Source organism: Marinomonas rhizomae, from assembly GCF_024397855.1.
Taxonomy (GTDB): Bacteria; Pseudomonadota; Gammaproteobacteria; order Pseudomonadales; family Marinomonadaceae; genus Marinomonas; species Marinomonas rhizomae_A.
This window is the reverse complement of the sequence record NZ_CP073343.1, coordinates 1,750,917-1,775,444: the sequence shown is the minus strand read 5'-3', so window position 1 is coordinate 1,775,444 and position 24,528 is coordinate 1,750,917. Positions and strand designations below refer to the sequence as shown.

20 protein-coding genes and 4 tRNA genes are annotated in these 24,528 nt (G+C 41.8%); 5 read left to right on the top strand and 19 right to left on the bottom strand.

The genetic code is table 11. The features are described from left to right. Positions 1-39: 39 nt before the first annotated feature. From xylF to KDW99_RS08185, 12 genes are all read right to left on the bottom strand, one after another. Positions 40-1,041: a D-xylose ABC transporter substrate-binding protein gene (xylF, locus tag KDW99_RS08240; RefSeq protein ID WP_255828816.1), complete on the bottom strand. Its 1,002-nt coding sequence runs from the start codon at positions 1,039-1,041 to the stop codon at positions 40-42. Positions 1,042-1,241: 200 nt separating this feature from the next. Then, a complete protein-coding gene (locus KDW99_RS08235) occupies positions 1,242-1,730 on the bottom strand; it encodes a DUF2165 family protein (RefSeq protein ID WP_255828815.1) in 489 nt (162 codons plus the stop codon). Between the two features lie 61 nt (positions 1,731-1,791). Then, a complete protein-coding gene (locus KDW99_RS08230; protein WP_255828814.1) occupies positions 1,792-3,138 on the bottom strand; it encodes an FAD-binding oxidoreductase in 1,347 nt (448 codons plus the stop codon). A gap of 59 nt (positions 3,139-3,197) precedes the next feature. Next, positions 3,198-4,013, bottom strand: coding sequence for an ABC transporter permease (locus KDW99_RS08225; protein ID WP_255828813.1), 816 nt, complete (start codon positions 4,011-4,013; stop codon positions 3,198-3,200). Next, complete coding sequence (locus KDW99_RS08220) at positions 4,010-4,861, bottom strand: ABC transporter ATP-binding protein (RefSeq protein ID WP_255828812.1); 852 nt, start codon at positions 4,859-4,861, stop codon at positions 4,010-4,012. The genes KDW99_RS08225 and KDW99_RS08220 overlap by 4 nt, the downstream gene beginning before the upstream one ends. Then, positions 4,858-5,865: an ABC transporter substrate-binding protein gene (locus tag KDW99_RS08215; protein ID WP_255828811.1), complete on the bottom strand. Its 1,008-nt coding sequence runs from the start codon at positions 5,863-5,865 to the stop codon at positions 4,858-4,860. Before KDW99_RS08215 ends, KDW99_RS08220 begins: the two co-directional genes overlap by 4 nt. 45 nt (positions 5,866-5,910) lie before the next feature. Beyond that, a complete protein-coding gene (locus KDW99_RS08210) occupies positions 5,911-6,759 on the bottom strand; it encodes a creatininase family protein (protein WP_255828810.1) in 849 nt (282 codons plus the stop codon). A 42-nt stretch (positions 6,760-6,801) separates the two neighbouring features. Then, entirely contained in the window at positions 6,802-7,263 is a 462-nt protein-coding gene (locus tag KDW99_RS08205) for a RidA family protein (RefSeq protein ID WP_255828809.1), read from the bottom strand. Continuing rightward, positions 7,253-8,554 (bottom strand): amidohydrolase family protein, encoded by a 1,302-nt coding sequence (locus KDW99_RS08200; protein WP_255828808.1) that lies wholly within the window; start codon positions 8,552-8,554, stop codon positions 7,253-7,255. The genes KDW99_RS08205 and KDW99_RS08200 overlap by 11 nt, the downstream gene beginning before the upstream one ends. Before the next feature lie 2 nt (positions 8,555-8,556). Further along, positions 8,557-9,498 carry a PDR/VanB family oxidoreductase gene (locus KDW99_RS08195; RefSeq protein ID WP_255828807.1) on the bottom strand — a complete coding sequence of 314 codons (942 nt, stop codon included), beginning with the start codon at positions 9,496-9,498 and terminating at the stop codon, positions 8,557-8,559. 142 nt (positions 9,499-9,640) lie between these two features. Continuing rightward, positions 9,641-10,345, bottom strand: a complete 705-nt coding sequence (locus tag KDW99_RS08190; protein ID WP_255828806.1) for a TetR family transcriptional regulator C-terminal domain-containing protein — start codon at positions 10,343-10,345, stop codon at positions 9,641-9,643. 382 nt (positions 10,346-10,727) lie between these two features. Next, a complete protein-coding gene (locus KDW99_RS08185) occupies positions 10,728-11,834 on the bottom strand; it encodes a GGDEF domain-containing protein (RefSeq protein ID WP_255828805.1) in 1,107 nt (368 codons plus the stop codon). A 339-nt stretch (positions 11,835-12,173) separates the two neighbouring features. On the opposite strand from KDW99_RS08185, the gene KDW99_RS08180 reads away from it, so the two are divergent. Beyond that, positions 12,174-13,436 (top strand): hypothetical protein, encoded by a 1,263-nt coding sequence (locus tag KDW99_RS08180; protein ID WP_255828804.1) that lies wholly within the window; start codon positions 12,174-12,176, stop codon positions 13,434-13,436. Between the two features lie 117 nt (positions 13,437-13,553). Then, entirely contained in the window at positions 13,554-13,769 is a 216-nt protein-coding gene (locus KDW99_RS08175; protein WP_255828803.1) for a hypothetical protein, read from the top strand. A 21-nt stretch (positions 13,770-13,790) separates the two neighbouring features. On the opposite strand, the gene soxR is transcribed toward KDW99_RS08175, so the two are convergent. Next, a complete protein-coding gene (gene soxR, locus KDW99_RS08170) occupies positions 13,791-14,240 on the bottom strand; it encodes a redox-sensitive transcriptional activator SoxR (RefSeq protein WP_219701819.1) in 450 nt (149 codons plus the stop codon). A gap of 121 nt (positions 14,241-14,361) precedes the next feature. On the opposite strand from soxR, the gene KDW99_RS08165 reads away from it, so the two are divergent. Both KDW99_RS08165 and KDW99_RS08160 read left to right on the top strand, forming a co-directional pair. After that, complete coding sequence (locus KDW99_RS08165) at positions 14,362-15,555, top strand: MFS transporter (protein ID WP_255828802.1); 1,194 nt, start codon at positions 14,362-14,364, stop codon at positions 15,553-15,555. 1 nt (position 15,556) lies between these two features. After that, positions 15,557-16,078, top strand: a complete 522-nt coding sequence (locus tag KDW99_RS08160; RefSeq protein WP_255828801.1) for an NADPH-dependent FMN reductase — start codon at positions 15,557-15,559, stop codon at positions 16,076-16,078. Positions 16,079-16,181: 103 nt separating this feature from the next. Here the strand turns inward: KDW99_RS08160 and KDW99_RS08155 are convergent, their stop codons facing one another. From KDW99_RS08155 to KDW99_RS08135, 5 genes are all read right to left on the bottom strand, one after another. After that, a complete protein-coding gene (locus tag KDW99_RS08155) occupies positions 16,182-16,598 on the bottom strand; it encodes a GFA family protein (protein WP_219701816.1) in 417 nt (138 codons plus the stop codon). Positions 16,599-17,041: 443 nt separating this feature from the next. After that, positions 17,042-17,118 (bottom strand) — tRNA-Met (locus KDW99_RS08150). A 74-nt stretch (positions 17,119-17,192) separates the two neighbouring features. Then, positions 17,193-17,269, bottom strand: a tRNA-Met gene (locus tag KDW99_RS08145). Positions 17,270-17,401: 132 nt separating this feature from the next. Next, positions 17,402-17,478, bottom strand: a tRNA-Met gene (locus tag KDW99_RS08140). Positions 17,479-17,578: 100 nt separating this feature from the next. Next, positions 17,579-17,655 (bottom strand) — tRNA-Met (locus KDW99_RS08135). A gap of 290 nt (positions 17,656-17,945) precedes the next feature. Here KDW99_RS08135 and msrA point away from each other — a divergent pair. Next, a complete protein-coding gene (gene msrA / locus KDW99_RS08130) occupies positions 17,946-18,605 on the top strand; it encodes a peptide-methionine (S)-S-oxide reductase MsrA (protein WP_255828800.1) in 660 nt (219 codons plus the stop codon). Between the two features lie 108 nt (positions 18,606-18,713). Here the strand turns inward: msrA and KDW99_RS08125 are convergent, their stop codons facing one another. Beyond that, a complete protein-coding gene (locus KDW99_RS08125) occupies positions 18,714-24,524 on the bottom strand; it encodes a DUF5801 repeats-in-toxin domain-containing protein (RefSeq protein ID WP_255828799.1) in 5,811 nt (1,936 codons plus the stop codon). Between the last annotated feature and the right edge of the window lie 4 nt (positions 24,525-24,528).

Below are 24,528 nucleotides of genomic sequence, written 5' to 3'. Positions count from 1 at the left end.
AAACAGCACCCTTTTTCAGGTGCTGTTTATAGGAATGAACTAAGGGTTGTAAACAGAGCTACGTGAGTGATAACCATCGGCAATAACGGTGGAGTCTAGGTTATCTTTATTGACCGAAATAGGCGTTAACAACACGGCATCGACATCTTTTTTGCCGTTGTTAACAGAGCCATTCACCTTGATACTTTCACCACGGGCCAATTTTACGGCCATTTCCGCACTGGTTGTCGCCAGTTTAGAAATCGGTTTGTACACCGTCATGGTTTGGGTGCCCGCGACAATACGACGCATTGCGGCAAGGTCTGCATCTTGACCAGAAATAACCACTTTACCACTCAAGCCTTGAGCCGCTAGCGCTTGTACTGCGCCACCCGCCGTCGAGTCATTGGAAGCAACCACCGCATCGATTTTATTGGCGTTCGCCGTTAGGCCGTTTTCCATGATGTTCAATGCCGCTTCTGCAGACCAGCCCATAGCCCATTGGTCACCCACCACTTTAATTTTTTTAGAATCAATGGCTGGTTGAAGAACGTTCATTTGCCCCTGACGGAACATCTTCGCATTGTTATCGGTAGGCGATCCGCCCATTAGGAAATAATTGCCTGTTGGTTTACGCTTCAACAAGGCTTCGGCTTGCATTTCACCAACACGAATGTTGTCAAAAGATACATACAAATCGATATCTGCAAATTTGATTAATCGGTCATAAGCCAAGACTTTGATGCCTTCCGCTTTGGCTTCGGCCAACACATTGCCTAACACTTCACCGTTTTCAGGCACGATAACCAGCACATCAACACCTCGAGAAATCATGTTTTCGATTTGGGATATTTGAGTGGTGACATCACCGTTTGCAGATTGGGTATAGACTTTTGCCCCCATGGCTTCCGCCGCTGAGGTAAATAAGTCTCGGTCTTTCTGCCAGCGCTCTAGACGTAAGTCAGACATTAACAAACCAATCTTTTCGCCGTCTGCTAAAGCAGGAAGAGACGTTGCCGCACAGAGGGTTGCCAACAAACTCATAGAAACGATTTTTTTCATCTTTTCATTCCTTATTATTTTTATGAAGTGAACGATCTCCTAATGGAGTTAGACGAATGTAAATCGATGGTTTATCGAACGGTATTATCTTTTTTTGTTTCGGTTTAGCGTTTTTACAAAAAAAGCCCTTTGAACATCCATCCAAAGGGCTTCGATAAAACATATAAGCATTTTATTTATAAGTTAAGCGTTTATGCAGACTATTCTTCAACTTGATTAATAAAAATAAGCACTAAAAATAACACAACAATAAAGCGAAATGCAGAAGCTTGACCGTTCCAAATCTGCGACTGCCACATTAAGAACCATTCAGCACCAATGGTCATAAACCCAGTAAACCAAAGCAACACCCCAAGAGCTAAACCAAAATTTGCCAATGTTTTTGCGGCATTAAATTGCTTTTTATCCAGTTTTCTCTTTTGCCACATCTGCCATGCGCCTAATGCACAAAAAAGACCGACTAAAGCTTCAACCAAGATAATTAACCAGTAGAATCCATGATGCAGAGCAGGCTCGTTGACAGCTCGATATTTAAGTTCATTCCATTCAAACGTCGTATCCATGGTTAAAACATGCTGAACAAACGCAAAGTTAGACCCATAATCCACAACGTTATTAAAAGCCACCAAGCCTGCGAACAGAGCAACACAGCCGACTAACACGATTTTGATTGTTCTTAAATGACTCATCAGACCTTATCCTTATGATGTGATAAAACAGTTTTGTAATCTTAAATGCTTTTTGTTTCATTTAACACAAGCTGCGAACTTTCCCCACGTTCAATAACGAGTGAGGGTCGTTTTGCTTTTTGCTCGTTAAAATTTCGTCACTTAAGCAGCCACCATGCTTACCATCTTCCAGAGTATAAACATGTGGATTATTGATTTTTATTCCTAAACTTTGATGAATAGAAATCAGCTCCATTAGTCGTTCTGAAGATGAATAATGGACAAGTGGCAAACCTGTTACAAAAAGCGAAGAGTCCGCGCTTCGAATAAACTCCAAATGAACACCGACCTCATCGCCCACTTGCTCTCGAATACCAGCCAATTGCTCTAGCAGTTTGTCTGCTTGGTAATTCGCTTGCAAATACGTTAAAGAATCGTCTTTTTTAAGAGCATGCAAGGTTGAATGATTCCAACAATATTCCATCAAAGTATGTTGGTTTTGTTGCATATCCGCGGCAGTCTGACACCAGGCAACACGGCCATGTTTTTCTTCCAACAACTCTAACATGGGCTCTTTTGAATTTGACGAAACTATGGCAATGACCAAATGCTCGCCAGCTTTCAAATTTTCACTGGCTTCGGAAAAATGCGCGGCACTTTGAGCATCAAACACAGCGATATTTCGTTTATCAATGGCAACACTGTTGGTCATTGATTTAGCAAAGTTAACAGCATGGCTTAAATCCGCAAAAGCCAGCATATATTCGTCCCACTGTCTCGCAGGCGCAAGCGCTACCTCTAACTCAACCAGAATACCATTAGTGCCGTATGTATGATGGAAATTAAGGGTTTCATACCCTCGCAGCGCTATGATTCTAGGTGGGTTTTCTAGTGTCATTACACGTGCACCGAGCACATTTCCTGAAGCCGAAACGGGTCCATAATTAATAGATCCAATGCCACCGAAGCCGCCTGAAAATAAGCCACCCACCGTCGCCATTTTATACGTCGATGGCATACAGCGTAGCTCCCAGCCAGATTCTCGAGCGGATTCTTCTAGGCTGCCAAGCTTCATACCAGGTCGAACACTTGCAACACCGTCTTTTATCCAGTTGAGCTGATTAAAATCTGTCATATCAATAATGACACCGCCATTTAAAGGTACGGATTGACCATAGTTACCCGTTCCACCACCACGAACAGTAACTGGGATATTTAAACGAACGGTTTCACAAATAAGTTGTGTCAATTCTTCTTCACTGCGAGGACGTACAACTAAATCGGCCTTTTTGTCGGCTAATTGCGCTTTCAAAAGCGGGCTAAACCAGTAAAAGTCTTTTGATAGTCGCTTAATATGAATAGGCGATGTCAGCCAATTCAGCTCCGGTAGTGTACGTTGTAATTCTTGGGTACTTTCAATTGTAGTCATTGGAAAAACTCACATTAATCATAGTAAAATCAAACAAGACGTCGTTTCAAACTGAGAGGTTAGTTTTCACTTTCATGCCAATGTCCTATTGCCAGCTTAGACAAAATAGACATAGCCATAAACAACACGACCCCAGTTAACGAAATCAAAATCAAGGCCGCAAACATACGAGGGATATTTAGCTGATAACCGGATTGTAATATTTGATAAGCCAATCCTGTGTTACTTCCTCCTGTTCCAGCCACGAATTCAGCAACCACAGCCCCTACCAAAGACAATCCACTGGCAATTTTTAATGCAGCAAAAAAATACGGTAATGCAGAAGGAATACGCAGCCGCCAGAGGACCTGTAATCGACTCGCTTGACGTAATTTAAAATACGCCAGTAGATTTGGTGAGACACTCCTCAAACCCAAAGTGGTATTAGAGATAATGGGGAATAAAGCCACCAATGTTGAACAAACAACCAAGGCTAATACTGTGCTGTCGATCCAAATAATGATTAATGGCGCTATAGCAACAATTGGAGTGACCTGCAACAAAACCGCATAGGGGAAAAAGGCCGTTTCTATCGCTCGACTTTGAACAAATAAAAATGCAATAACACAACCAACCACCGTCGCCATCAAAAACGACAGTAAAGTAATTTTCAAAGTAAACAACAAGGATGGCCCTAATAACCCCCAATCCTCATACAAAGTATTAAGAGTGACCAAAGGGGACGGAAAAATATATTCTGGGACTTTTCCAGCGGTCACCACAGCTTGCCATAGTAGTAACAAAATCACGGCAATTGCCGCAGGCACAATAACCTTACGAATTCTCGGATGAGACAACCAAGGGCGTTTTGGATTTGGCTCTATAGTATTATTCATAGCTCATCCTCCGCTGAAGCGCTCACCAAGCAATCATGTAATTGCATGGCGTATTCCGTGAAGCGCGGCTGCATACGAAATTCTGCTTTGCGAGGAAAAGGCTCTTCGATTTTTATATCTGCAACGACTCGTCCTGGTCTGGCTGCCATCACAATGACACGCTGAGATAAAAAAACGGCTTCATGGATAGAATGTGTGACAAAAATAACGGTCAAGCCATTCTGTTGCCAAAGGTCCAACAAATCACTGTCCAATTTATAACGGGTAATTTCATCCAAAGCACCAAAAGGCTCATCCATTAACAAGAGATCTGGTTTAATAACCAGACCCCTTGCAATAGAAACCCTCATTTGCATACCTCCAGAAAGCTCCTTCGGTAACGCTTCAGAAAATTTTTCTAATCCAACCAGCTTAAGTACTTTTTCAACCCGCTCATCCGCCTCTTTACCTTTAACCCCTTCTAACTCAAGAGCAAGACGAACATTCTTTCGTACGCTATGCCAAGCCATCAAAGAGGCTTCCTGAAAAACAAAAGACAAAGTACGGCCATTATTAGCCAGCTGATTGATAGGTTTTCGCCATAACAAAAGTCGACCATCACTCGGTTCTTCAAGACCTGCCACCATTTTTAGCAAGGTACTTTTTCCACACCCAGAAGGCCCCAATAAGGTGACAAACTCCCCTTGTTTGATTTTCAAATCCACTGGCAATAAAGCTCTAGTTCCATTGTTATAAACTTTATCGGTAGATAACAATTCAATGGCGGGAGCGGCGCCATGATTTTGTGGATGCTCCTCAAGCATTTGCTCTGAATGATCAAATGCTCTGATGGCTGCATTTATACTCATGGCATCACTCTCACTGCATCAACAAATTCAGTGGTATAAACGTCTGAAAGTGTTACTTCTGAAGCACTAAACAGATTATTTTCAACCGCCATATCCCAGGTTTTTTTCATCCGGCTGTCGCTGATATATCCAATCCCTTTGGTTTGAGCATCGCCACCCGTTACGATTCCAGAGCTATTTAATAAGTTCACCGCGTATGCAATTCGGTCTTCTGTCATATTAGGGTTATCTTTTATGATTAACTCATTACCTTTAGCTGGAGAAGCCAAATACGATTTCCATCCCTGCATAGAAGCGTAAATCAAAGCTTTTATTTCTTCTGGGTGCTGCTCAATAACCTCAGTCCGACAAGCAATCGAATTTCCATAAGGTGGGTAACCTTCTTTACCAATCAGGAAGCTTTTAAAGTCTGCCCCTGCTTCTTGCATGGCATAAGGTTCAGAGGTCATATAACCTTGTTGGGCAACGGTTTTATCAAGCATAAATGGCTGAATATTAAAGGTATAAGGGCGGGTCATAGCGTCAGTGAAGCCATATTTTTTCTTTGCCCATGGCCACCAGCTCGATTGTGAACTGCTAGCAATAAGTACAGTGTGCCCTTTCAGATCTTCTAATGTATCAATATCACTGTGGGTGATAACAACCGTTGGATCAAACTGGAAGCTTGTCGCGACCATTTTTACCGGAATGCCTCTTTTCTGAGCCATCATCACGCCAATATCATCAACAATCGCACACTGGGCTTTACCGGCTGCAAGCAGTTGTAGGTTATTGACTTGCGGACCACCCATACGAATCGTCATATCAAGGCCTGCCTCTTTATAAAATCCCTCAGCAAGAGCCTGATAATATCCACCATGTTCAGCTTGAGCATACCAATTGGTTATAAAGGTAAACTTCGTCGGCGCTGCCATCACATTTGTCGTGCAGATAGAGGTAGATACTAGCGCGGCAACAGAAAGTACATTAGAAACAGATTTCTTACTTATCTCATATAAACTCATGGTTCTCTCCTGATTTCATGCTTGATAACACAATAAAAAATGATCTTACTTTCGACTCTCAATATGACCTTGATAATGGCCTCGGCCCCAAGAAACTTCTTGGCGCTTAATCCAATCTGCTTGATAGATTTCAGTGATTGCCTGCGCCCACTGCTCTCCTAATTGCGCTAACAATTGTTGGCCCTGCTCCAAAGTCGCCTTAGTAGGATCACCAATCACGCCAGTAGGGCCAAAATCATAACTAGCCCATGCCGCAGCAGGTCTTCCAGTGGTTAACGTCGGACACGGGAATGGGGGCGGATAACTTGCTTCGGCTCTTTCCATCTTCACTGAGTCTGGATCCAATGCCATCATGATGGCAGTCTCACCGTGCCCTGCGTGCATAGACAGCTGCTTCTCTTTATCTGAAAAGAAACTACTATCATGGGCCACACTCCATGCAGAACGGGCAATCACCATATAATCACCATGACGCAAGCGCAGCTCCCGAGCGGCCATTTCCAAAGGTTGAGGCTGACCGCCATGCGCATTGACCATGAGTAATTTTCTAAACCCTGCACGATAAACAGACTCTCCTATTTCTTGCACCATGTGCAGAAGCGTCTCTCCATTCAAGGTTATTGTCCCAGGGAAATGAATATGCTCATCTGACTTACCATAGATAATGGGAGGTATACCGTAAGCAGGGATGCTGTTAGGTAAAAGTGATAGCGCTTTTCCGGCCACCCCAGCAGCAACAGTGGCATCAACAGAACATGGAAGATGCGGCCCGTGCTGCTCAATAGCCCCTACTGGCAAAACAATCACAATATTTTCTTTGTCTTCTAGTGCGTCTATATCAACCCAACTCAAATAGGGTAAAAAACGCTCTTTTGGAGTAAATCCGTGTAACATAAGACACCTCTGTTTATTAACCTGCTATATAGCTTTCGTTCTTTAAATGGGTAAATAAGCCGTAGCTTCTACTTCGATCAACATCTCTTTGCTTGGCAACATGCCACTCACTTCAACAACGGTAGAAATGGGTAATTCATCCAAAAAAAAGTGTTTACGAACTTGGCTGTAATAAGGAAAATGATCTAGATTTTTAAAATACTGAACCAATTTAAATACATCCTTGATGCTTCCTCCTTCACGGATCATGTGCTCGTTAATCGCATTGAGCACATACCAGCTTTGTGCCAAAATCGGCCCCTGTTTGAAATCCGTAGAAAACTCACCTGTACGACCAATCAAGTCAGCCGCTTCAGCTGGAATGTCATCAAATCCATTCACAATAACTTGTGCTTTTGGATCTACTGCAATCACACCGGAAAGAAACACAAAGTCCCCTACTCGCTTACTGGCTGCATATTTTGCCAATGGCGCACCACCGGCTGATTCTGCTTTATCTTTCATCATTAACCTCTTTATCTTGATCATTGAAATGGGTATCAAAACGACTATGAAAAATGGATGTATTAGTTATGAACTGACCTTTTCGCATCACTAATCGCGTAACATTACTGGGCCAACTTGAGACGTTCTTAGTATCAAAAATGACGAAATTAGCCTCTTTACCTACCAGACTAAAATTTTTATCTGTCGCACTGTTCAACCAATCAAATCGACAAATCGATTGAGACCACACATCAAAAGCATGTTGTAAATGTCCGCTGTACACTCCAAGCTGAAGGGCTTTGACTGGGTCGTATTCGCCTAAATGACAAAAAGCGTCCTGAACATTATCAGTGGCGACCATGGTGGGAATGTTTCGCTGCATCGCTTCATTAACAAGCGTTAGGCCTCTATTTCGGGGTGTTCTTCCAGTATTCGCGTCTTGAAGTAGTAGATTTGTCGCAGGAAGAGTGACTAAAGTGATAGGGTGTTTTGCTACTCGATCCAATAATCTCAATGCAATGGATTCGTCTGCACAGCTTAAGGCGCAGACATGCCCACAAACGATTCTGGAATGAAAGCTCTGCCCATCCAAAATGTCTAATAACGCGGGTAAACCTTGAGGTTCATCAATGAGTTCTTCATCAATATGAAGATCTAGAATCAAGTTCTCGTTGGAAACCGCCTCAATTAAATTTTTTAACCCAATGTAAGTAAAATTACTACTATGAATGAAGCCCCCCATTTGACTGTCATCAGACAATCGAATGGTGTTAGCTATCTGCCGACTCCATGCCTTATTTTCCAACAAGCCAAGAGGAATAAGCGCCACTCTTTGAAGACGAACACGAGACTGCCATTTTTTCGCTAAATCTCCGAATACTTCCCATGCCAATGGTGTATGTTCAGACACCCAATCCACATGAGTACGTAAAAATACGACACCATTTCGATAAGCTTGCTCTAAAGCTTGTTCTGCTCGATTAAATAAATCTTCATACGTCCAATTCTTTTGATCCGATTTCATTGCCTGAATGGCATTTAACAAGCCCGGCTGCAACTCACCTAAACGATGTACGGTAAAGGTTTTATCTAAATGTGCGTGGGCTTCAACCAAACCAGGTAAAACGAGACCCCCAGACAAATTCGTTCCAGAATCATCTTGCACAGAAGGGACTACGCTATGAACCTTTCCCTCAAATATGTGAATAGTCGCCAAAGCAGGTGCCATTCCCTCCATTGGCCAGCCTGAAGGTAAAAGCCACTTTGGCAGTCTTGCATAAGTAAGGTATTGATTCTTTGTCAGTGCCATAATCAAAGCTCCAAAGTAAGACTAGAGGAGTTGCATCCAGCACAACACAAAGCGACGTATTCATCTCGCTCGTCAGGCTCCAGACATTCATCACGGTGAATAGGATTACCATCACGCCATCGCACCAGACAGCTTCCACAGATTCCCTGTTCACAAACACTTTCAACATGGATGCCAACATTTCGCAGCGCGCTCATCATGGTCATGTTTTCTTCAACAACAACACGCTGATCGCTTTCACTCAGATACAACTCAAACTGATTACTTTTTATTTCTCCGGTCTCTGCTGCGAACCTCTCCTCATGCCAATGTGCTCGCGCCAACACTTCACAGTTCTTTTTGGCCATGGACATCAGCCCCTCAGGCCCACAACAATATATATGTGGATCATCGGGCAGTGAGGACAAAATGGTGGTGAAATCAATAGACTCACGACCATTTAAGAAGTAATGGATAGGCCAAGGAGAGTTATTCAAGATGTCGAAGAATGGCAATTTTTCGCTGCAGCTAGCACAGACAACCAAGGTGAATGGTTCACCTTTAGCGTGCAAGCTGTACGCCATCGACAACATAGGCGTTAAGCCAATTCCACCAGCTATTAATAAATGATGAGAGGCTCTAGCGGCCAATGGGAAAAAGTTTTTTGGCGGACTAATGCTAAGTTCTGTCCCCACGAACACAGAATTATGCATTGACTTAGAGCCACCACGGCCAGTGTCTTCAATCTTGACCGCAATACAGTAATGAGTCGAAGCAAAAGTTGGATCACTGCAGAGTGAATAAGCGCGTGTAAATTGTGCGGAGATGTGCACTTCAATGTGTGAGCCTGCAGAAAATGAAGGCAAACTTAAACCTTCTAAAGGCTCAAGCTTATAAAGAACAATATCCTTTGTTAAATACTCACGGCAACTTACTCTAACTTTTATTCTTTCATCTAATCTCATAATCAACCAACCGGTTTGTCCAATCGGTCTAACTTTGCATTTAGTATGCCAATATTCATTATTCTTAATGAATCATTGCATAAGTAACCTTATAGGAAATGAAAAAAGAAGGGGTACTAAAAACGCTTAATCGTATTAATAATTAAAGCCCACACCCCTTTAAAATAAGGGTCGTCACTTCATTTACTAAACAGTCTTGAAGATCAGATTCATCCAAAGACGCCGACATGACTAGCTCTGCTTGGATTCTGTAATCTGCGTAATACTGTGTTAATGCCCAAATATTCATCATCAATAAACGGCCATCCAAAGATCGTATTTTTCCTTGCTGCACCCAATTATTAATTACTTCAGCATTCAATTTAGTGTTATGTAAGGCGCTTGGCCAAAATGGCGCTAAACGTTCACCACCAGATAAAATTTCCATCGTAAATACCCTTGATAAATCAGGATATTTTAAAGCAAACTGTAATTTCACATAGATGTAATGTTTTAATATTTCTGCGGGTGTTTGACTGTCGCTCTTCAGCTCAGAAAGTCGTCCCCAAGCTCTAAAAAGCTTACTAAGCACCTGATTATAAAGGTCTTCTTTATCTACAATGTAATAGTGTAATTGAGACTTTCTAAGGCCAGCCCGTTCAGCAATAGACTGAGTTGAAGTACCAATAAAACCATGTCGACTAAATTCATAAATAGCCGCCTGAAGGATATTTTTTTGAATCTCCTCTCGGGTTAATTTTACTTTCTCTACACTTTTTGTAACCTTTGTCATTTTTGCACCATACTGTTCTTTCTGATGTTTTTTTGCACACTGAGTGTGCGTTTGTTTTGATTTATCCGCTAGCAAACTAATCACTTCAGTAAGTCGCTCCCCACGGCCCACATTTTCATAGCGCTCCAAGCTAATTAAAAAAAAGCACTGTGACAAGAAATTTAGGACTTTAGATTACTGTTCATCTATAGAAGTATCACTCTTTTCTTTAATCTCACCGCTTCGCAAAAATGTGACCGTGTAATGACAGAACGCTTTCGATGAATCTAAGCAGGAAATACGCGGGGTGGTTAATATTTGGCATCTTGGTCTGATTCGCAAGTATCTCCATTTAGAAAACTCTGTCGAGAGATGCAAGGCTTGAGAAATTTTGGTTAATGGCAATTGACGTAGGCGATTTGTTTTTTGCAGAATCAAAAGGCAAGTAGATGACGTACGTGTCACCTAAAAATCTATCTTAAAGCGCTGACGAATAGGCAAAAACAGTGTTCCGTCCTGCCTGTTTAGCACGATATAAACTGATATCTGAAAGCTTAATGGTTTCATTAAAATCAACATCGGGTGAGGTTTCACACAACCCAATACTTAGAGTAATAGAAATACTAATAGTGTCATGTTCGAACGGTGTTTTCTCTACACATTCACGAACCGATTCCAACAATTCGATAGCGTCTGCCTCACGAGTATCGGGAAGCAAAAGTAGAAACTCCTCACCTCCCCAACGTGCTAATGAATCTTGCGAGCGGATACATTCACTCAGCACTTTACTCGCATGCTTTAACACCAGATCCCCCATCTCGTGACCAAACTCATCATTGATAGCTTTAAATTTATCAATATCCAAAGTGGCTATCGTTGAAACGCTATTGCTAAGCTTTCTTTGCTGATGCTCTTTATTGAGTATTTTTTGGATTCCCCGACGATTTGGCAAAAGTGTTAAATAGTCAAACTGAGCTTGATGTTCATACTTCTCTTTCATCGACTTTAGCCGCATAAACGAGTAATAACGAGCCGCTTCATAAACCCCAGATAAGGCGACTATAGTTAAAAACACATACATCAAACGCGTTTTAAATTCATAAGAATATGTCGTAGCCAAGAGAGCATCACTTGGAAAAAACAGCAAAATAGATGAAAGAACAAAAAAGACGCCATTCGCAATAACGCCCAGCTTTAAACCTAAGAATGCAAATGTCACCGAAGGAATGATATAAATCCATAGCGGACCACTGTTATTGATCCCACCAGAATGGATCAAATAAAGACCTAAAGAAAATAATCCCAGCAGAGCTATACAGCGCGAAAGATTATGAAAGCGCTTATATGTAGAAGATTTGAGTATAAGAAAAGATAGCAGCAATAAAGCGCTTACTAAAAACAAACAGATAGCTAAACTATAAAGCTGAATAACGAAACTATTTAATGCAGTAAAAAAAGCAATGATGGAGCCCATCAAACCAAAAAAACCAGCCAAAAAGCTTTGTTGATAGCCATCTTCTGTGTTCAAACTTTTATCAACTTTATACCTGTAATAACGAATCAATTTTCTTAAGAAAAACTGCATGCCTTAGCCTTTTCCTTGCTTGATGGTAGTAGCACAGAAAACATACTATGAACCAACAATACGACATTTTATAAATTATGGAAGATCATCTATACAAAATAACAATGCAAATAAGTCTAATTAATATAACTACAATATTGATACTCTCATAGCATTGAAGAATCAAACAATTAGTATAAAAAACAGTCAACTTATGCTAATGGTCAAAAAATCAACTTCGTTAGGCATGTAATAAATAGCACGCATAGCCTATTGCCGATCACCCATAGATGTATCACTATTTAGAGCTCACCTAGACGCTTACAAAAAATGCTTTAACGTAAGGACACTACAAACTCAATGAAACTCCTCAAAAAATACACAGGTTGGTTTGTACTTGGTACTTTAGTCTTTTATCTTTTTTCTGTTGCTCATTTAACCCCTGTGTTAATGCCTACTCTATTGGCGTGGGGAGCCAATATCGCTATGTGGCATACCTTAGCACGAAGTGCAAAACGACAAGTCACTTGGCTTATGGGGATAGGAATAGCGGCTCTCGTCTTTGCTGGTGCGAAAGGTACGTGGATGACTTGGCAGCAAATTTTTGCGGTTAACTTGCCTATGCTGGCAATGTTTGTGGCTGTTTCATTTTTAGATTTAACTGGCTCTAAAGATGAAAAACGCCCTTTACCAAAAGGATTAAGCGCTATATTTAATACTGCGCTTGGCGTACAAGTATTAGGCGCAGTGATTAATCTATCTGTGATTCTGGTCTTTGCAGATCGTATAAAAGGCACGATAAAATTAACGCCTGAACAGCAGTTTATACTGACTCGTAACTTTTCCGCGGCGGCTTGGTGGTCACCTTTCTTTGTGGCAACGGGCGTCGCAATTATTTATGCACCAGGTATGCAGTGGCAACAAACACTTATTCCAGGCATTGCAATGGGATTAGTTGCCATCATTTTTTCCAGCACAGAAGCGTATAGACGCACTAAAGGCGACTTCAACGGCTACCCGATTCGCCGAGAAAGCCTTTTAATCCCAATACTTCTTGCCTCTTGTGTCATATTTTTTCATTATATTTGGCCCGATATCAGCATACTGGTGCTCATTTGTGTTTTAGCACCTAGCGCGACACTATTACTAATGCGTACAGCTTCTAGAAAAACAAGCTTGCTGCATTTCGTGAACCATAAGCTGCCTCAAATTGGCAGTCAATTTGCTTTATTTCTTGCCGCGGGGATATTTTCAAACGGCATTAGCGCTATTATTCTTAGCTATCCGCAATTCTTTAATTTAGACAATTTTACATTCAGTCCGACCCTATTTTCATTTACTCTCGCCATTATGATTACTGCTGGCATCATTGGGATACACCCCGTTGTGAGTATTGCGGTAGCGAGTCCAATGCTGTTGTCATTAAATCCAGACCCAACCCAATTAGGCTTTTTGTTTCTCAGTGCTTGGGCTATTTCTGCAGGCAGTAGTGGATTAACGGGGCTTGGACTATTAATGACCAGCCGCTATCACATCCCGACTAGAACCATAGTGTCCAACAGCTTGCCTTACGCCATTTTCATGTGGCTGCTTTGCAGCTTGGTCAATGGAATATTTTTGTAAAACTTTATAAACCTATTCGATGATCAAGATGGTATTTTGCATTCTAAGCGTTCTCCCTTTAGTGTGGTAATTAAAACCAAGTTCGATTTTTAATTATACGAAAAAGGAAACAGAACAATGAAAACGAACACCACTCATAAAAATAACCAGAGCATCGCTAACTTTGCCGCGATCAAAACAGCCATCGCCAATAATGAAGAAGCATTACTCAAAGAGTTACTTGCTGATCAAGCTATACCTGAACTCGAAAAAAAATACCTCATCGATCTAGCCGATCTCAGCAACAACCCTGCAATTTCACAAATAATCAAAGACATACCTGTGGAAAGATAGGCGTTAACAGGTCGATGTCGCTTATTCGGTCATCCGTTGTGGACCTGTGCCCTTTGCGCCTAATTCATCGTATGGGTTAAGAAGCCGACATCTTTCCAGAGAAAGGCAACCGCAACCAATGCAATCGGACATCATGTTTTTTAGTTCCGTTAATTGAGTGATCTTCCTTTCCAACTCGCCTTGCCATCTTAGCCCCAGCGCCTCCCAATCTTCTAGGGTGACGCGAGTTCGATTTGGCAAACCTTCAAGCTCCAATAAAATATCTTCTAAAGAAAACCCTGTCCGCTGAGCAACCTGAATAAGAGAAACAATCCGAATGACATGCTTTGGATATTGCCTATGATTAGAGGTATTTCTTTGACTCTTGATCAAGCCTTTTCTTTCATAAAAATGCAAAGCCGACACAGACACGCCGGTCCTTTCGCTTAACACACCCACTGAAATCCACTCAGGCATTATTATTTTTCGCATTTTACGCTTGACCTCAACTTAAGTTTAGGTAGCAGAATAGACACAAATCCAAGTGAACTCAAGCTCAGCACGGGAGAAAGCACTTGGAAAAATACTGTATATTTCTAAAAAGAGAGCCTTAATGAAAATCAATCTATTAGAACCCAGAGCACTTTGCCTGCTACTGATTTCCACGCTAACGGTAATGTCCAACGCGACTATTGCCCCTGCATTACCTGGTTTGGCCAATGAATTCTCAGGAACACCTTCTGCCGATTTCTTGGTAAAAATGCTATTACCTATTCCAGCTTTGTTTGTCGTAATTTTTGCTCCAATACTTGGCTGGACAGCCGATAAATTCGGCCGCAGAAATCAAATAATCATTGCGACTATCGTCTTTGCCATCGCAGGTGCAGCTGGTGCACAACTACAAGAAATAGAAGCCATTATTATCAGCAGAGCCATTCTAGGCATATGTGTTGCTGGGCTCATGACTGCTATAACCGCGCTAATAGCCGATTATTTCTCAGGACCGAAAAGAAGCCAATTCATGGGACTGCAACAAGCCTTCTCTAACGTTGGGGGCATTCTTTTCATCGTCACAGCAGGCTATTTAGCCAGCATCAGCGCGCGACTACCTTTTTATATTTACGCCATTGCTATTCTGCTAATTCCGCTCGTGTTTCTATCTATTCGTGATACTGAGCCGACCAAGCAGCCAAGCGATAGCCAACAAGACGATATCAACACCCACTGGAAACTACCGCTCATTGGCTGCTCTCTTCTCCTTTTTTGCCACTTGATCGTCTTTTATATCTTACCAACACAAATTCCATTTTTTATGGCAGATATCGGCATCGCTGATCCAAGCAAATCAGGCTTGGCAATCGGAATGGGTACCTTAACAGCGGCCATAACAGGCGTATTTTTTGGAAAATTAGTCGCTAAAATTCAAAGTTATGGCGTGGCACTTATTGGCTTCATCGCCATGAGCATTGGTATGCTCGTACTATCACAAGCAAACTCGTTCGGCTTAGTTATCCTTGGATGCGGTTTAATGGGTGTTTGTATGGGGCTGGTGATGCCTAACTTCATGGTAAAAGGCATGGAACTCGTTCCAATCAATAAGCGTGGGCTTGCGTCCGGCGTACTCACCAGTAGCATCTTCATTGGCCAGTTTGTTTCACCCTTCATCACCTCGACACTTATCGCCAAGCTTGGTTACAGTGATTTTTACTTATTAGCAGGGGCTTTCACACTTGCTCTCGCCCTTATCGGCACCGCTACCCTTAAAAAGCAATCTAACCTCTCTACAAATCTAAACATAGGAAACTAAAATGAAAGTACTTACTTTTAGCACAAGCAACAGCAAAAACTCCATCAACAAAAAACTGGCTTTTTATGCTGCACAGCAAATAAACAACGCAGACGTATCACTAATAGACATTAACGATTTCGAAATGCCGATCTACAGCGAAGACAGAGAGAAAGAATCAGGCATTCCACAACTAGCACACGACTTTTATAATGCGATTGGCACAGCCGATAGCATCGTTATGTCATTCGCCGAATACAATGGTTCTTATACCTCGGCTTATAAAAACTTGTTCGATTGGACATCTCGAATAGACATGAAAGTCTTCCAAAATAAACCCGTAATAATGCTGTCTACTTCACCCGGCCCAAGCGGAGCACAAAGTGTTTTAGCCGCCGCACAAGCCTCAGCGCCCTACTTTGCAGCGAACGTAATCAATGCAATATCACTACCGAGCTTCTTCGATAACTTTGATGCAAATAAAGGTGTCGTAACTGATGAGACATTTAACCAGAACTTACTTACAGCAATCAGCAAACTCTAAGCTTTAAGAAAATGTATTGCGCCACGCATACTTAGATCATTAAGGGTATGCGTGGTGCTTATTATTAAAAAGCAAAAGAGTTATCATTTTCACCTAAACATTTTTAATTACTTTTATTCCGACTTGGTTCGTGAGCAACATAACGAGGTAAATTGGCATCAAAATCATCCCAATTAGCGCTTGATGACACAAAGTTATGCGATTGCGGTCTTTCATCAATATCAGAATCTAAAATACCAAGACGTAAACGCAGTTGATTCGGTGATTGTTCGTTGCTACTAAAAATTGGGGAAGCACACACCCTGCAAAAGTGACGTTTTTTCCCAGGCGAAGTCTCATAAAATGCAACCAGCTCCTGCCCTGTTTTTATCACTAACTCTTTTGTAGCGACAAACCCATTCGTCGCATATGCAGTGCCGCAGCTTTTTCTGCACTTAGAGCAATGGCAGTGAATAATGGAATCAATACCACCATGAATTTCTAATGTTACCGCCCCGCATAAACAGCTCCCGTGATACATAGAATTCCTTTTAAGCAATTATTGTGGTTTTAATTTATAGCAAAAAACTTAGAAAAATTGATCAAATGATAAAAATTCTTCGTTTGTTATGCATAAAAACACCTTAGATATCACTTTCAACTGTCACTAACGATAAACAGGCTGGTTATTATTCACAGATATATCAAATGGTGGTGGTAAGACAATCATATCGCTGATCGTTAAGTTTCGTTGACGAGTTAGGATGTACACAGCAGCATCCATCACTTGGCTTCATTAGACAGGGAACTAACGACCTTCGAACGGATGTACCTAAGCAATTAAAAGTGGCATCAGATGAGCGACTATCACGAAACAAAATAAACTATAAATATAGTATTACTTTTAGCGAAGCTTTTGAATTTAAAATATGGTTGAGGGAGTCAGTTTTCTTGATAAGAAAGGGAATCAACGAACTTTTGAAATGGTTGCGGGAGCAGGATTCGAACCTACGACCTTCGGGTTATGAGCCCGACGAGCTACCAGACTGCTCCATCCCGCGACAAGTTAAACTATTGATATAGCTTACTTTTTAGTAATGTATTTCTGAATATTTGTATGACCAAATCTGATATTTGGTTGCGGGAGCAGGATTCGAACCTACGACCTTCGGGTTATGAGCCCGACGAGCTACCAGACTGCTCCATCCCGCGACAGATTAAACTATTGATTTATATAGTTTATATGCAGAAATTAAAGATAAAAATATGTCAAGATAACTAAATTCACTTGGTTACTGGAGCCCTTTTATTAACTAAAAAGTGAACCAACGACCTATAGTAAAATGGTTGCGGGAGCCGGATTCGAACCAACGACCTTCGGGTTATGAGCCCGACGAGCTACCAGACTGCTCCATCCCGCGACAAATTAACTTTCTTTACATCACTAACAACTTCATTTGATTAGTTTTGGCTGGAGCCCTTTTCTTAATTAAAAAGTGAACCAACGACCATTTTTTAATATGGTTGCGGGAGCCGGATTCGAACCAACGACCTTCGGGTTATGAGCCCGACGAGCTACCAGACTGCTCCATCCCGCGACTAATCATCGTTAACAACAAACATTCATCAATGTCTGCTGGCTAAGCTAATTTGCTCAACCCTTGCCAACGAGGTGCGTATTATAGGTAGATTTAACTGAGAGTCAAGCACTGCAAGAGAACTAGATCGGATTAGTTGAAAAAAAATCTTTCTGCCTCATTATCTTACCTATACCAAACAGACTCAGCCTCTTATTAGATATAGAGAAGCTTAAATACTTGTATCCTACGCTACCGCAAGGTAAAAGGTAGCCATCCAATATTTTCGACCAATAGGTTAGGAGCCAAATATGCCCAGCAATATTGAAGCCATTCTTAAAAAATCAGCAATTCCCTCTGAAGCCGACGCCCTACCCGGCAGAAGCACACCTTTAACAATCTCAGGGGTACACGCTGTCAACAACGAACCTTTTGTCCGCGATGAAAATCCCAATGAAACCGAAATCATTCTAGGAATGGGTTGTTTCTGGGGGGCCGAACGCAAGTTATGGAATACCCCTGGCGTTGTAGTCACATCTGTAGGTTATGCAGGCGGCTTTACACCCAATCCAACCTACGAAGAAGTATGCTCAGGGCAAACAGGTCACAGTGAAGTGGTTCAAGTTGTGATTGATACCTCTGTCATCTCGCTAGAAGGCGTGCTTAAGGTTTTTTGGGAAAACCATGATCCAACCCAAGGTATGCGCCAAGGCAACGACATAGGCAGCCAATATCGCTCTGTTATCTATACAACCAATGATAAAGATATGGCAATCGTGGAAGCTAGCAAAGCGGCGTTTCAAAAAGAGCTACTCGGCGCAGGCCACGGCATGATCACTACCGAGATTGAACCACTCGATACCTACTACTTCGCTGAGGAATATCACCAACAGTATCTTCACAAGAATCCAAATGGATACTGCGGACTCGCCGGAACTGGCGTGAGCTGCCCTATCGGCTTAGGCGTATAGCTTTTAAGTAATTGAAATAATCACTTTCTAAACTAAACAAGTTACAAAAACGAAAAGGCCGAATCGTAAAACGATTCGGCCTTTTTAGTGGTCTATATCAGAGCAAGACTAGCCATCAATATTGATGTTGTACTCATGATCATTGTAGATGACTTTGATAGAATCAGCACTTGAAGCAGAATCTAAATTTACAGTAGCACCATGACCACTACCATCACTAACAGTTAATGAACTACTACTATCTTTAGATACATGATCTTTCAAGAAATCTGCAATAGCATCCTCAGATGCATCAGCCCCAGGGCTATCTTCTGCACTTGATAAAAGATCGGTCAAGTCAAGAATATCGTCATTGGTATTAAAGTCAGTAATAGTATCGTTTGAATCATCATCAAGAACAAATCGATCCTGACCTGAGGTACCAATTCGATCACCATTATCACTGCCACCAATTAACGAGTCATCACCAGTTGATGAACCACTAGTTGAAGAGCTATCACCTGCGCCCCCAATTAACGAGTCATCACCAGTTGATGAACCACTAGTTGAAGAGCTATCACCTGCGCCCCCAATTAAAGAGTCATCACCAGTTGATGAACCGCTAGTTGAAGAGCTATCACCTGCACCACCAATTAACGAGTCATCACCAGTTGATGAACCGCTATCACCTGCGCCACCAATTAACGAGTCATCAGCAGCTGTGTCGTCACTGGTTTCATCTTTCGATGAAGAGGCTATAGCACTAACTCTCGCTATCTCATCAGGTTGACTGCTGCTTGACTCTGCGACCATCTCCCCCGATGCATATACAGTAATATTCATTGTATTAACGATAGAATCACCGTCTTTATCAACCACGGTATATTCATAGCTGACAACTTTAGACTCATCCTTAGCTAAAGAACCAATAAGTGCAGCACTGGCAGTAAAGACATAAGTTCCATTTGCATTTGTGACAAAGGTTCCATGGCTGTCAGTAGTAGTATCCTCTAAGACTTTATCCAAACCATCAGCACCAGCATCAAGCTCTACACTACCTTTAAGGACATTTGAGTCATTTGTATTATCGACTCTCACACTTGCAACGATTGAATAAGTCTCTGAGCTGTTTTCTGGAGTGGAAATATGCTGAGTGATCTCACCATTATTTCCTGCTCGAAAACCATCTAATGCCACTTTATAAGTCACACCATTCACTTCAACAGTCTGACTTACTGATGTAAGGTTCACGGTGTCATCAGATGAACCGTTATTCGACGTTTCATCATGAGCAATAGGAACATCAAGTTCAATGGTCTTATCCACTCCCTCAATCGTTATGTCAAAACTAATCGACATAGTGACAGTTTCAAGTGACTTAGAACCACCATCAAGAGAAGTATTATTATGGGTAAACTGCCCTACAACAAAGGATGAATTAACTTCCCCCCCTGCTAACGTAGATTCTGATGTCGAATAATAAGAACCCTCAAGAGGGGCATCCTTTGAATCAGCTCCCCAATAAATAAGATCTTTACCACCATCACTATCAAGATCCTTAACGCCAGTATTCCCTGAACCGTTTGTGAAATCAGCATTATTAAAGTTAACTAAAATATCACCTATAGAAAAGCTACTATTACCAAGAGTTAAGTCAGCCGTTGTTGTCACTGCATTAGGTGAATCATCTTCAATAACAACCGACACGCCTTCTGTTGTCGTGACAGTGCCATCGTTTACAGCGATACCAAAATTAATACTAGCGTTATCTTCTGACGTCTTGTCAGTATGGTCGACAGGACCACTCAACGTAACCACATAACCATGCTGACCCTCTGTATCGGTAAGGGCTACGCGAATAATCTCAGCATCACCGGCTTTCGCTACCAAATTACCGCTACTATCAGTTGTCCAAACTAGGACTACACCATCTGATTTCATTACGTCAGTTGGAGCAACAAGTGACACTGTCAATGTATCGCTACTATCAACATCACTTATAGTAAAGACACCAGAAGCAGTCACACTGTTGGTTGTATCAGAATCACCATCAGTATCTGGATTACCATCAGCTAAACCTTCTTCGGAAATAACGGCAGAATCAGAACCATCTACAAACGTTAACTCAGGAGCAGTATTCACTCGCTCTGTTCCAGGTCCGAACACAGTAATATTAATCGTATTAACGACAGAATCACCGTCTTTATCAACCACAGTATATTCGTAACTAACTACTTTAGAATCATCCTTTTCTAAAGAGCCAATAAGTGCAGCACTGGCAGTAAAGACATAGGTTCCATTTTCACTTGTGACAAAGGTTCCATTGTCGTTAGTAGTCGTATCCGCTACTACTTTATCCAAGCCATCAGCCCCAGCGTCAAATTCGACACTACCGTTAAGAACATTTGAGTCAAGATCGCTTGAACCAGCAACCTCCACACTAGCAACGATTGAATAAGCCTCGGTCCTGTTTTCTGGAGTAGAGATATACTGAGTAATCTCATCATTAGCTCCTGCTCGGAAACCATCCAATGTCACAGTGTAAGTCACCCCATTCACTTCAACATTCTGACTTGCTGGCGTAAGAATCACGGTATCATCATCAGATGTACCGTTATTCGACGTTTCCTTATGAACGATAGGAACATCAAGACTAATAGACTTAACTTCTCCGGCAATCGTTATGTTAAAACTAATCGACATAGTGGCACTTTTAAGTGTTGCATCATTACCAGAAAGAATGTCGTTTTTATGAGTAAACTCCCCAACTACAAAGGATGAATTGATTCCAACACCTACTGACGCGCTAGACTCTGTCGTCGAATAATAAGATCCACTTTTGTTTGATGATAAGAATCCTGCCCCCCAATACACACCATCTTGATCACCATCACCATCAGCATCCCAAACGCCTTCACGGCTCCAGCTCCTGCCATAACTGAAATCAGCACCTTTAAAATCAACTGAAATACCATCAATAGCAAAATTACTCTCAGAAGCAGCATTACTAAGAGTTAATTCAGCCGCTGTTGTCACCGCATTAGGTGAATCATCTTCAATAATCACTGACACGCTTTCTGTTGTTGTGACAGTGCCATCGTTTACAGCGATACCAAAATTAATACTAGCGGTATCTTCCAACTTCGGATCAGCATGATCAACAGGACCACTAAGAGTGACCACATAACCATGCTGACCCTCTGTATCGGTAAGGGCTACACGAATAATTTCAGTATCACCGGCTTTCGCTACCAAATTACCGCTACTATCAGTTGTCCAAGCTAGGACTACACCATCTGATTTCATTACGTCAGTTGGCGCAACAAGTGACACTGTCAATGTATCGCTACTATCAACATCACTTATAGTAAAGACACCAGAAGCAGTCACACTGTTGGTTGTATCAGAATCACCATCAGTATCTTGGTTGCCAGCAGCTAAACCTTCTTCGGAAATAACGGCAGAATCAGAACCATCTACAAACGTTAACTCTGGAGCAGAGTTACCGTGCTCGGTTCCAAGACTCACTACTGTTGTAACACTGTCTCCATCATTGTCGACGGCCTTAACAGTAAATTGAATATCTTTAGTCATCTCTTGATACTGCAGAACATCCCATTTACCAGTGCCTTCGCTCATTTTAATTTCAAAAACAGGTTTATTATCGGCATCCACCGCTAAAAGTGTGTGGTTATTGTCACTAAGCGTCACGGTATAACCTAAGTTATCAACCAAACCACTTAACTCAAACCCTTTAACACCATCTGCAGAATTTGCGTCTACTTGCCCAGTTGCGCTTGCTATCGGCTGAGTGGAATCTGCCCCGACAAAAGAAATTGACTGAATAGCAAAATCACTATTAGAAGCATTCGATGAGCCAGTACCGTTATCTACAGCAACAAAACGAACTTCATCAAAGCCACCAGGTATAGACGTTAAGTCTGTAGTTAAATGGCCACCAGATGAATCAGCAATAAAATTAGTAGTAGAACCAACTTCTTCACCATTACGATAAAATACTGCTGTTGCGATTTCATTATCTGTATCACCTTGTTCACCACCGATAAAAAGAGAGCTTAATTGTGCATTAATGCCAAATGCCAAATGCCCAGGTTCAAGTTTAAATATAATTTCCTCAGATTTACCATTTCTAACTGATATTTCACTTGGCAACTCTTTAATAGAAGATGAAGCATCAGGACTGTAGACAGACAAACCACGATAATCTGTTTGGAAGACTTGCGCCTGGGTTAGGTTCCCATTTGCATCAAACCCAATAGCTTGAATAGTGAACCCATCAGCTTGATATATAGATCCATTAACAGCATGTCCTGAGTTCGCAGAATCGGAAGGGCTCCATGCCGCACCAGCTACCGCGAAGCTATAACTACCAGTGACAACTTGTGTAACTCCTTCAGTCGAAACATGATAACCCTCTTCTGGCACACTATTTTGAGAAATACTTATACCATCATCTTCAAACTTGAGATGTGCACCAAGATCTATTTTTGTCGTAGCAGTATCAGCTTCCGACGTGTTGCCATCCGCATCCGTCACCGTCACTTGCAACTTAACACCTAGGTTTGCTAACGAAATTTCTTCATTATCTTGAGTGCCATCAGGATGAGAAACCGCCTCATATTGAGTCATTGAGACCTTACCATCAGCATCAAGAGTCACTTCAAATACTTTAACCCCACTTCCTGTCAAGCCAATTAATTTACCGTCATCCAAAGACAAACTAATCGCATCGCCCGTTTTAGACATGGTGAAACCAGTAGCAACAGAAGAGTCTTCAAGTATTATTTCGTAAGTAACATCGCCACGACCATCAGTGCCGTAGTCAAAACCAAAGACCGATGAGAAATCAACTACAGAAGAAACAGACTCTTCAACAGCTCGAAGGTCAGAGTCATCCGTCGATACATTCAACTTAGCAAGACCATCATCATCAACAGTAATAGTTGGGACAGTATCCGTATCAACAAAATTGGCTGCAGCAAATCCAAGAGCGCTGCCCCCACCAACTTTCTCTGTTGACGTTGCCTCTGCTCTAATAGTGAACTCATCAGAATTTTGTGTCACAGTCACTTTCAGCTGAATTCCGGTTAGATCTTTTCCATCCGGGTTACTAATAACCCAACCCGTATCACCATGAGTCAGAGTAACGCCATCTCGTGCTTCAACAAGCTCAACATTAACACCATCAGGAATGCCAGTTAGCGCAATACCAGAAAGCGTTTCACTACCATCGGTATCAGTAAGTTCAGCAGATACATCAACCAAAAACTCTTGGCTACCTGATACCGTTTTAGTTGTTGTGTCCTCCTTGTTTGGTCCACCGAGCGTTCCATTTCCGTAGATAACCCCTTCAATTTGGTTACTACCGCTAATTAATGTTTCGTTATCATATTTAACGACAATACTATCGATGGTATTAAAATTACCATTTCTATTATTTGGCCCGAAACCTACATCAAAACCAGCAGTATCACCAGATAAGAAAATGTAATCCTTCATTGCATCAGAACTCTGCTGCGAAACAGTACCACCTAAAACAGAATTAAGATCTCTTAACTCCTCAGCCCCGCCCCAGTCAGACTGAGTGTAAAACCAACCACTATCTGGATGAACAACAAATATGTCGGCATAATCTGAAGATCCATGAGGATTGCCATCACTGTAAAACTCTACTACGCCTGGGTTACCAGAATCAGGATTTGCAATTTCAGGAACAGGATCACCCTTAGTCAACCAAACACGAACACCATCACCAACTTTGACAATTTGTCCGTTCTGAACGTCAAAACCACCAGGTTGACCACTACCACCGTTTACGAGAGTTGTCTCAGTAGTACTAGAGCTACCATTCGATTCTGAAGCAGTTATAGTAAGCTCAACATTAGGTTTATCTGCAACAGGACGAATATCAATGGCCAATGTA

Coding starts and splice junctions, on each gene's coding strand:
- xylF (WP_255828816.1), bottom strand. CDS start 1,041: ATGAAAAAAATCGTTTCTATGAGTTTGTTGGCAACCCTCTGTGCGGCA.
- KDW99_RS08235 (WP_255828815.1), bottom strand. CDS start 1,730: ATGAGTCATTTAAGAACAATCAAAATCGTGTTAGTCGGCTGTGTTGCT.
- KDW99_RS08230 (WP_255828814.1), bottom strand. CDS start 3,138: ATGACTACAATTGAAAGTACCCAAGAATTACAACGTACACTACCGGAG.
- KDW99_RS08225 (WP_255828813.1), bottom strand. CDS start 4,013: ATGAATAATACTATAGAGCCAAATCCAAAACGCCCTTGGTTGTCTCAT.
- KDW99_RS08220 (WP_255828812.1), bottom strand. CDS start 4,861: ATGAGTATAAATGCAGCCATCAGAGCATTTGATCATTCAGAGCAAATG.
- KDW99_RS08215 (WP_255828811.1), bottom strand. CDS start 5,865: ATGAGTTTATATGAGATAAGTAAGAAATCTGTTTCTAATGTACTTTCT.
- KDW99_RS08210 (WP_255828810.1), bottom strand. CDS start 6,759: ATGTTACACGGATTTACTCCAAAAGAGCGTTTTTTACCCTATTTGAGT.
- KDW99_RS08205 (WP_255828809.1), bottom strand. CDS start 7,263: ATGAAAGATAAAGCAGAATCAGCCGGTGGTGCGCCATTGGCAAAATAT.
- KDW99_RS08200 (WP_255828808.1), bottom strand. CDS start 8,554: ATGGCACTGACAAAGAATCAATACCTTACTTATGCAAGACTGCCAAAG.
- KDW99_RS08195 (WP_255828807.1), bottom strand. CDS start 9,498: ATGAGATTAGATGAAAGAATAAAAGTTAGAGTAAGTTGCCGTGAGTAT.
- KDW99_RS08185 (WP_255828805.1), bottom strand. CDS start 11,834: ATGCAGTTTTTCTTAAGAAAATTGATTCGTTATTACAGGTATAAAGTT.
- KDW99_RS08180 (WP_255828804.1), top strand. CDS start 12,174: ATGAAACTCCTCAAAAAATACACAGGTTGGTTTGTACTTGGTACTTTA.
- KDW99_RS08175 (WP_255828803.1), top strand. CDS start 13,554: ATGAAAACGAACACCACTCATAAAAATAACCAGAGCATCGCTAACTTT.
- soxR (WP_219701819.1), bottom strand. CDS start 14,240: ATGCGAAAAATAATAATGCCTGAGTGGATTTCAGTGGGTGTGTTAAGC.
- KDW99_RS08165 (WP_255828802.1), top strand. CDS start 14,362: ATGAAAATCAATCTATTAGAACCCAGAGCACTTTGCCTGCTACTGATT.
- KDW99_RS08160 (WP_255828801.1), top strand. CDS start 15,557: ATGAAAGTACTTACTTTTAGCACAAGCAACAGCAAAAACTCCATCAAC.
- KDW99_RS08155 (WP_219701816.1), bottom strand. CDS start 16,598: ATGTATCACGGGAGCTGTTTATGCGGGGCGGTAACATTAGAAATTCAT.
- msrA (WP_255828800.1), top strand. CDS start 17,946: ATGCCCAGCAATATTGAAGCCATTCTTAAAAAATCAGCAATTCCCTCT.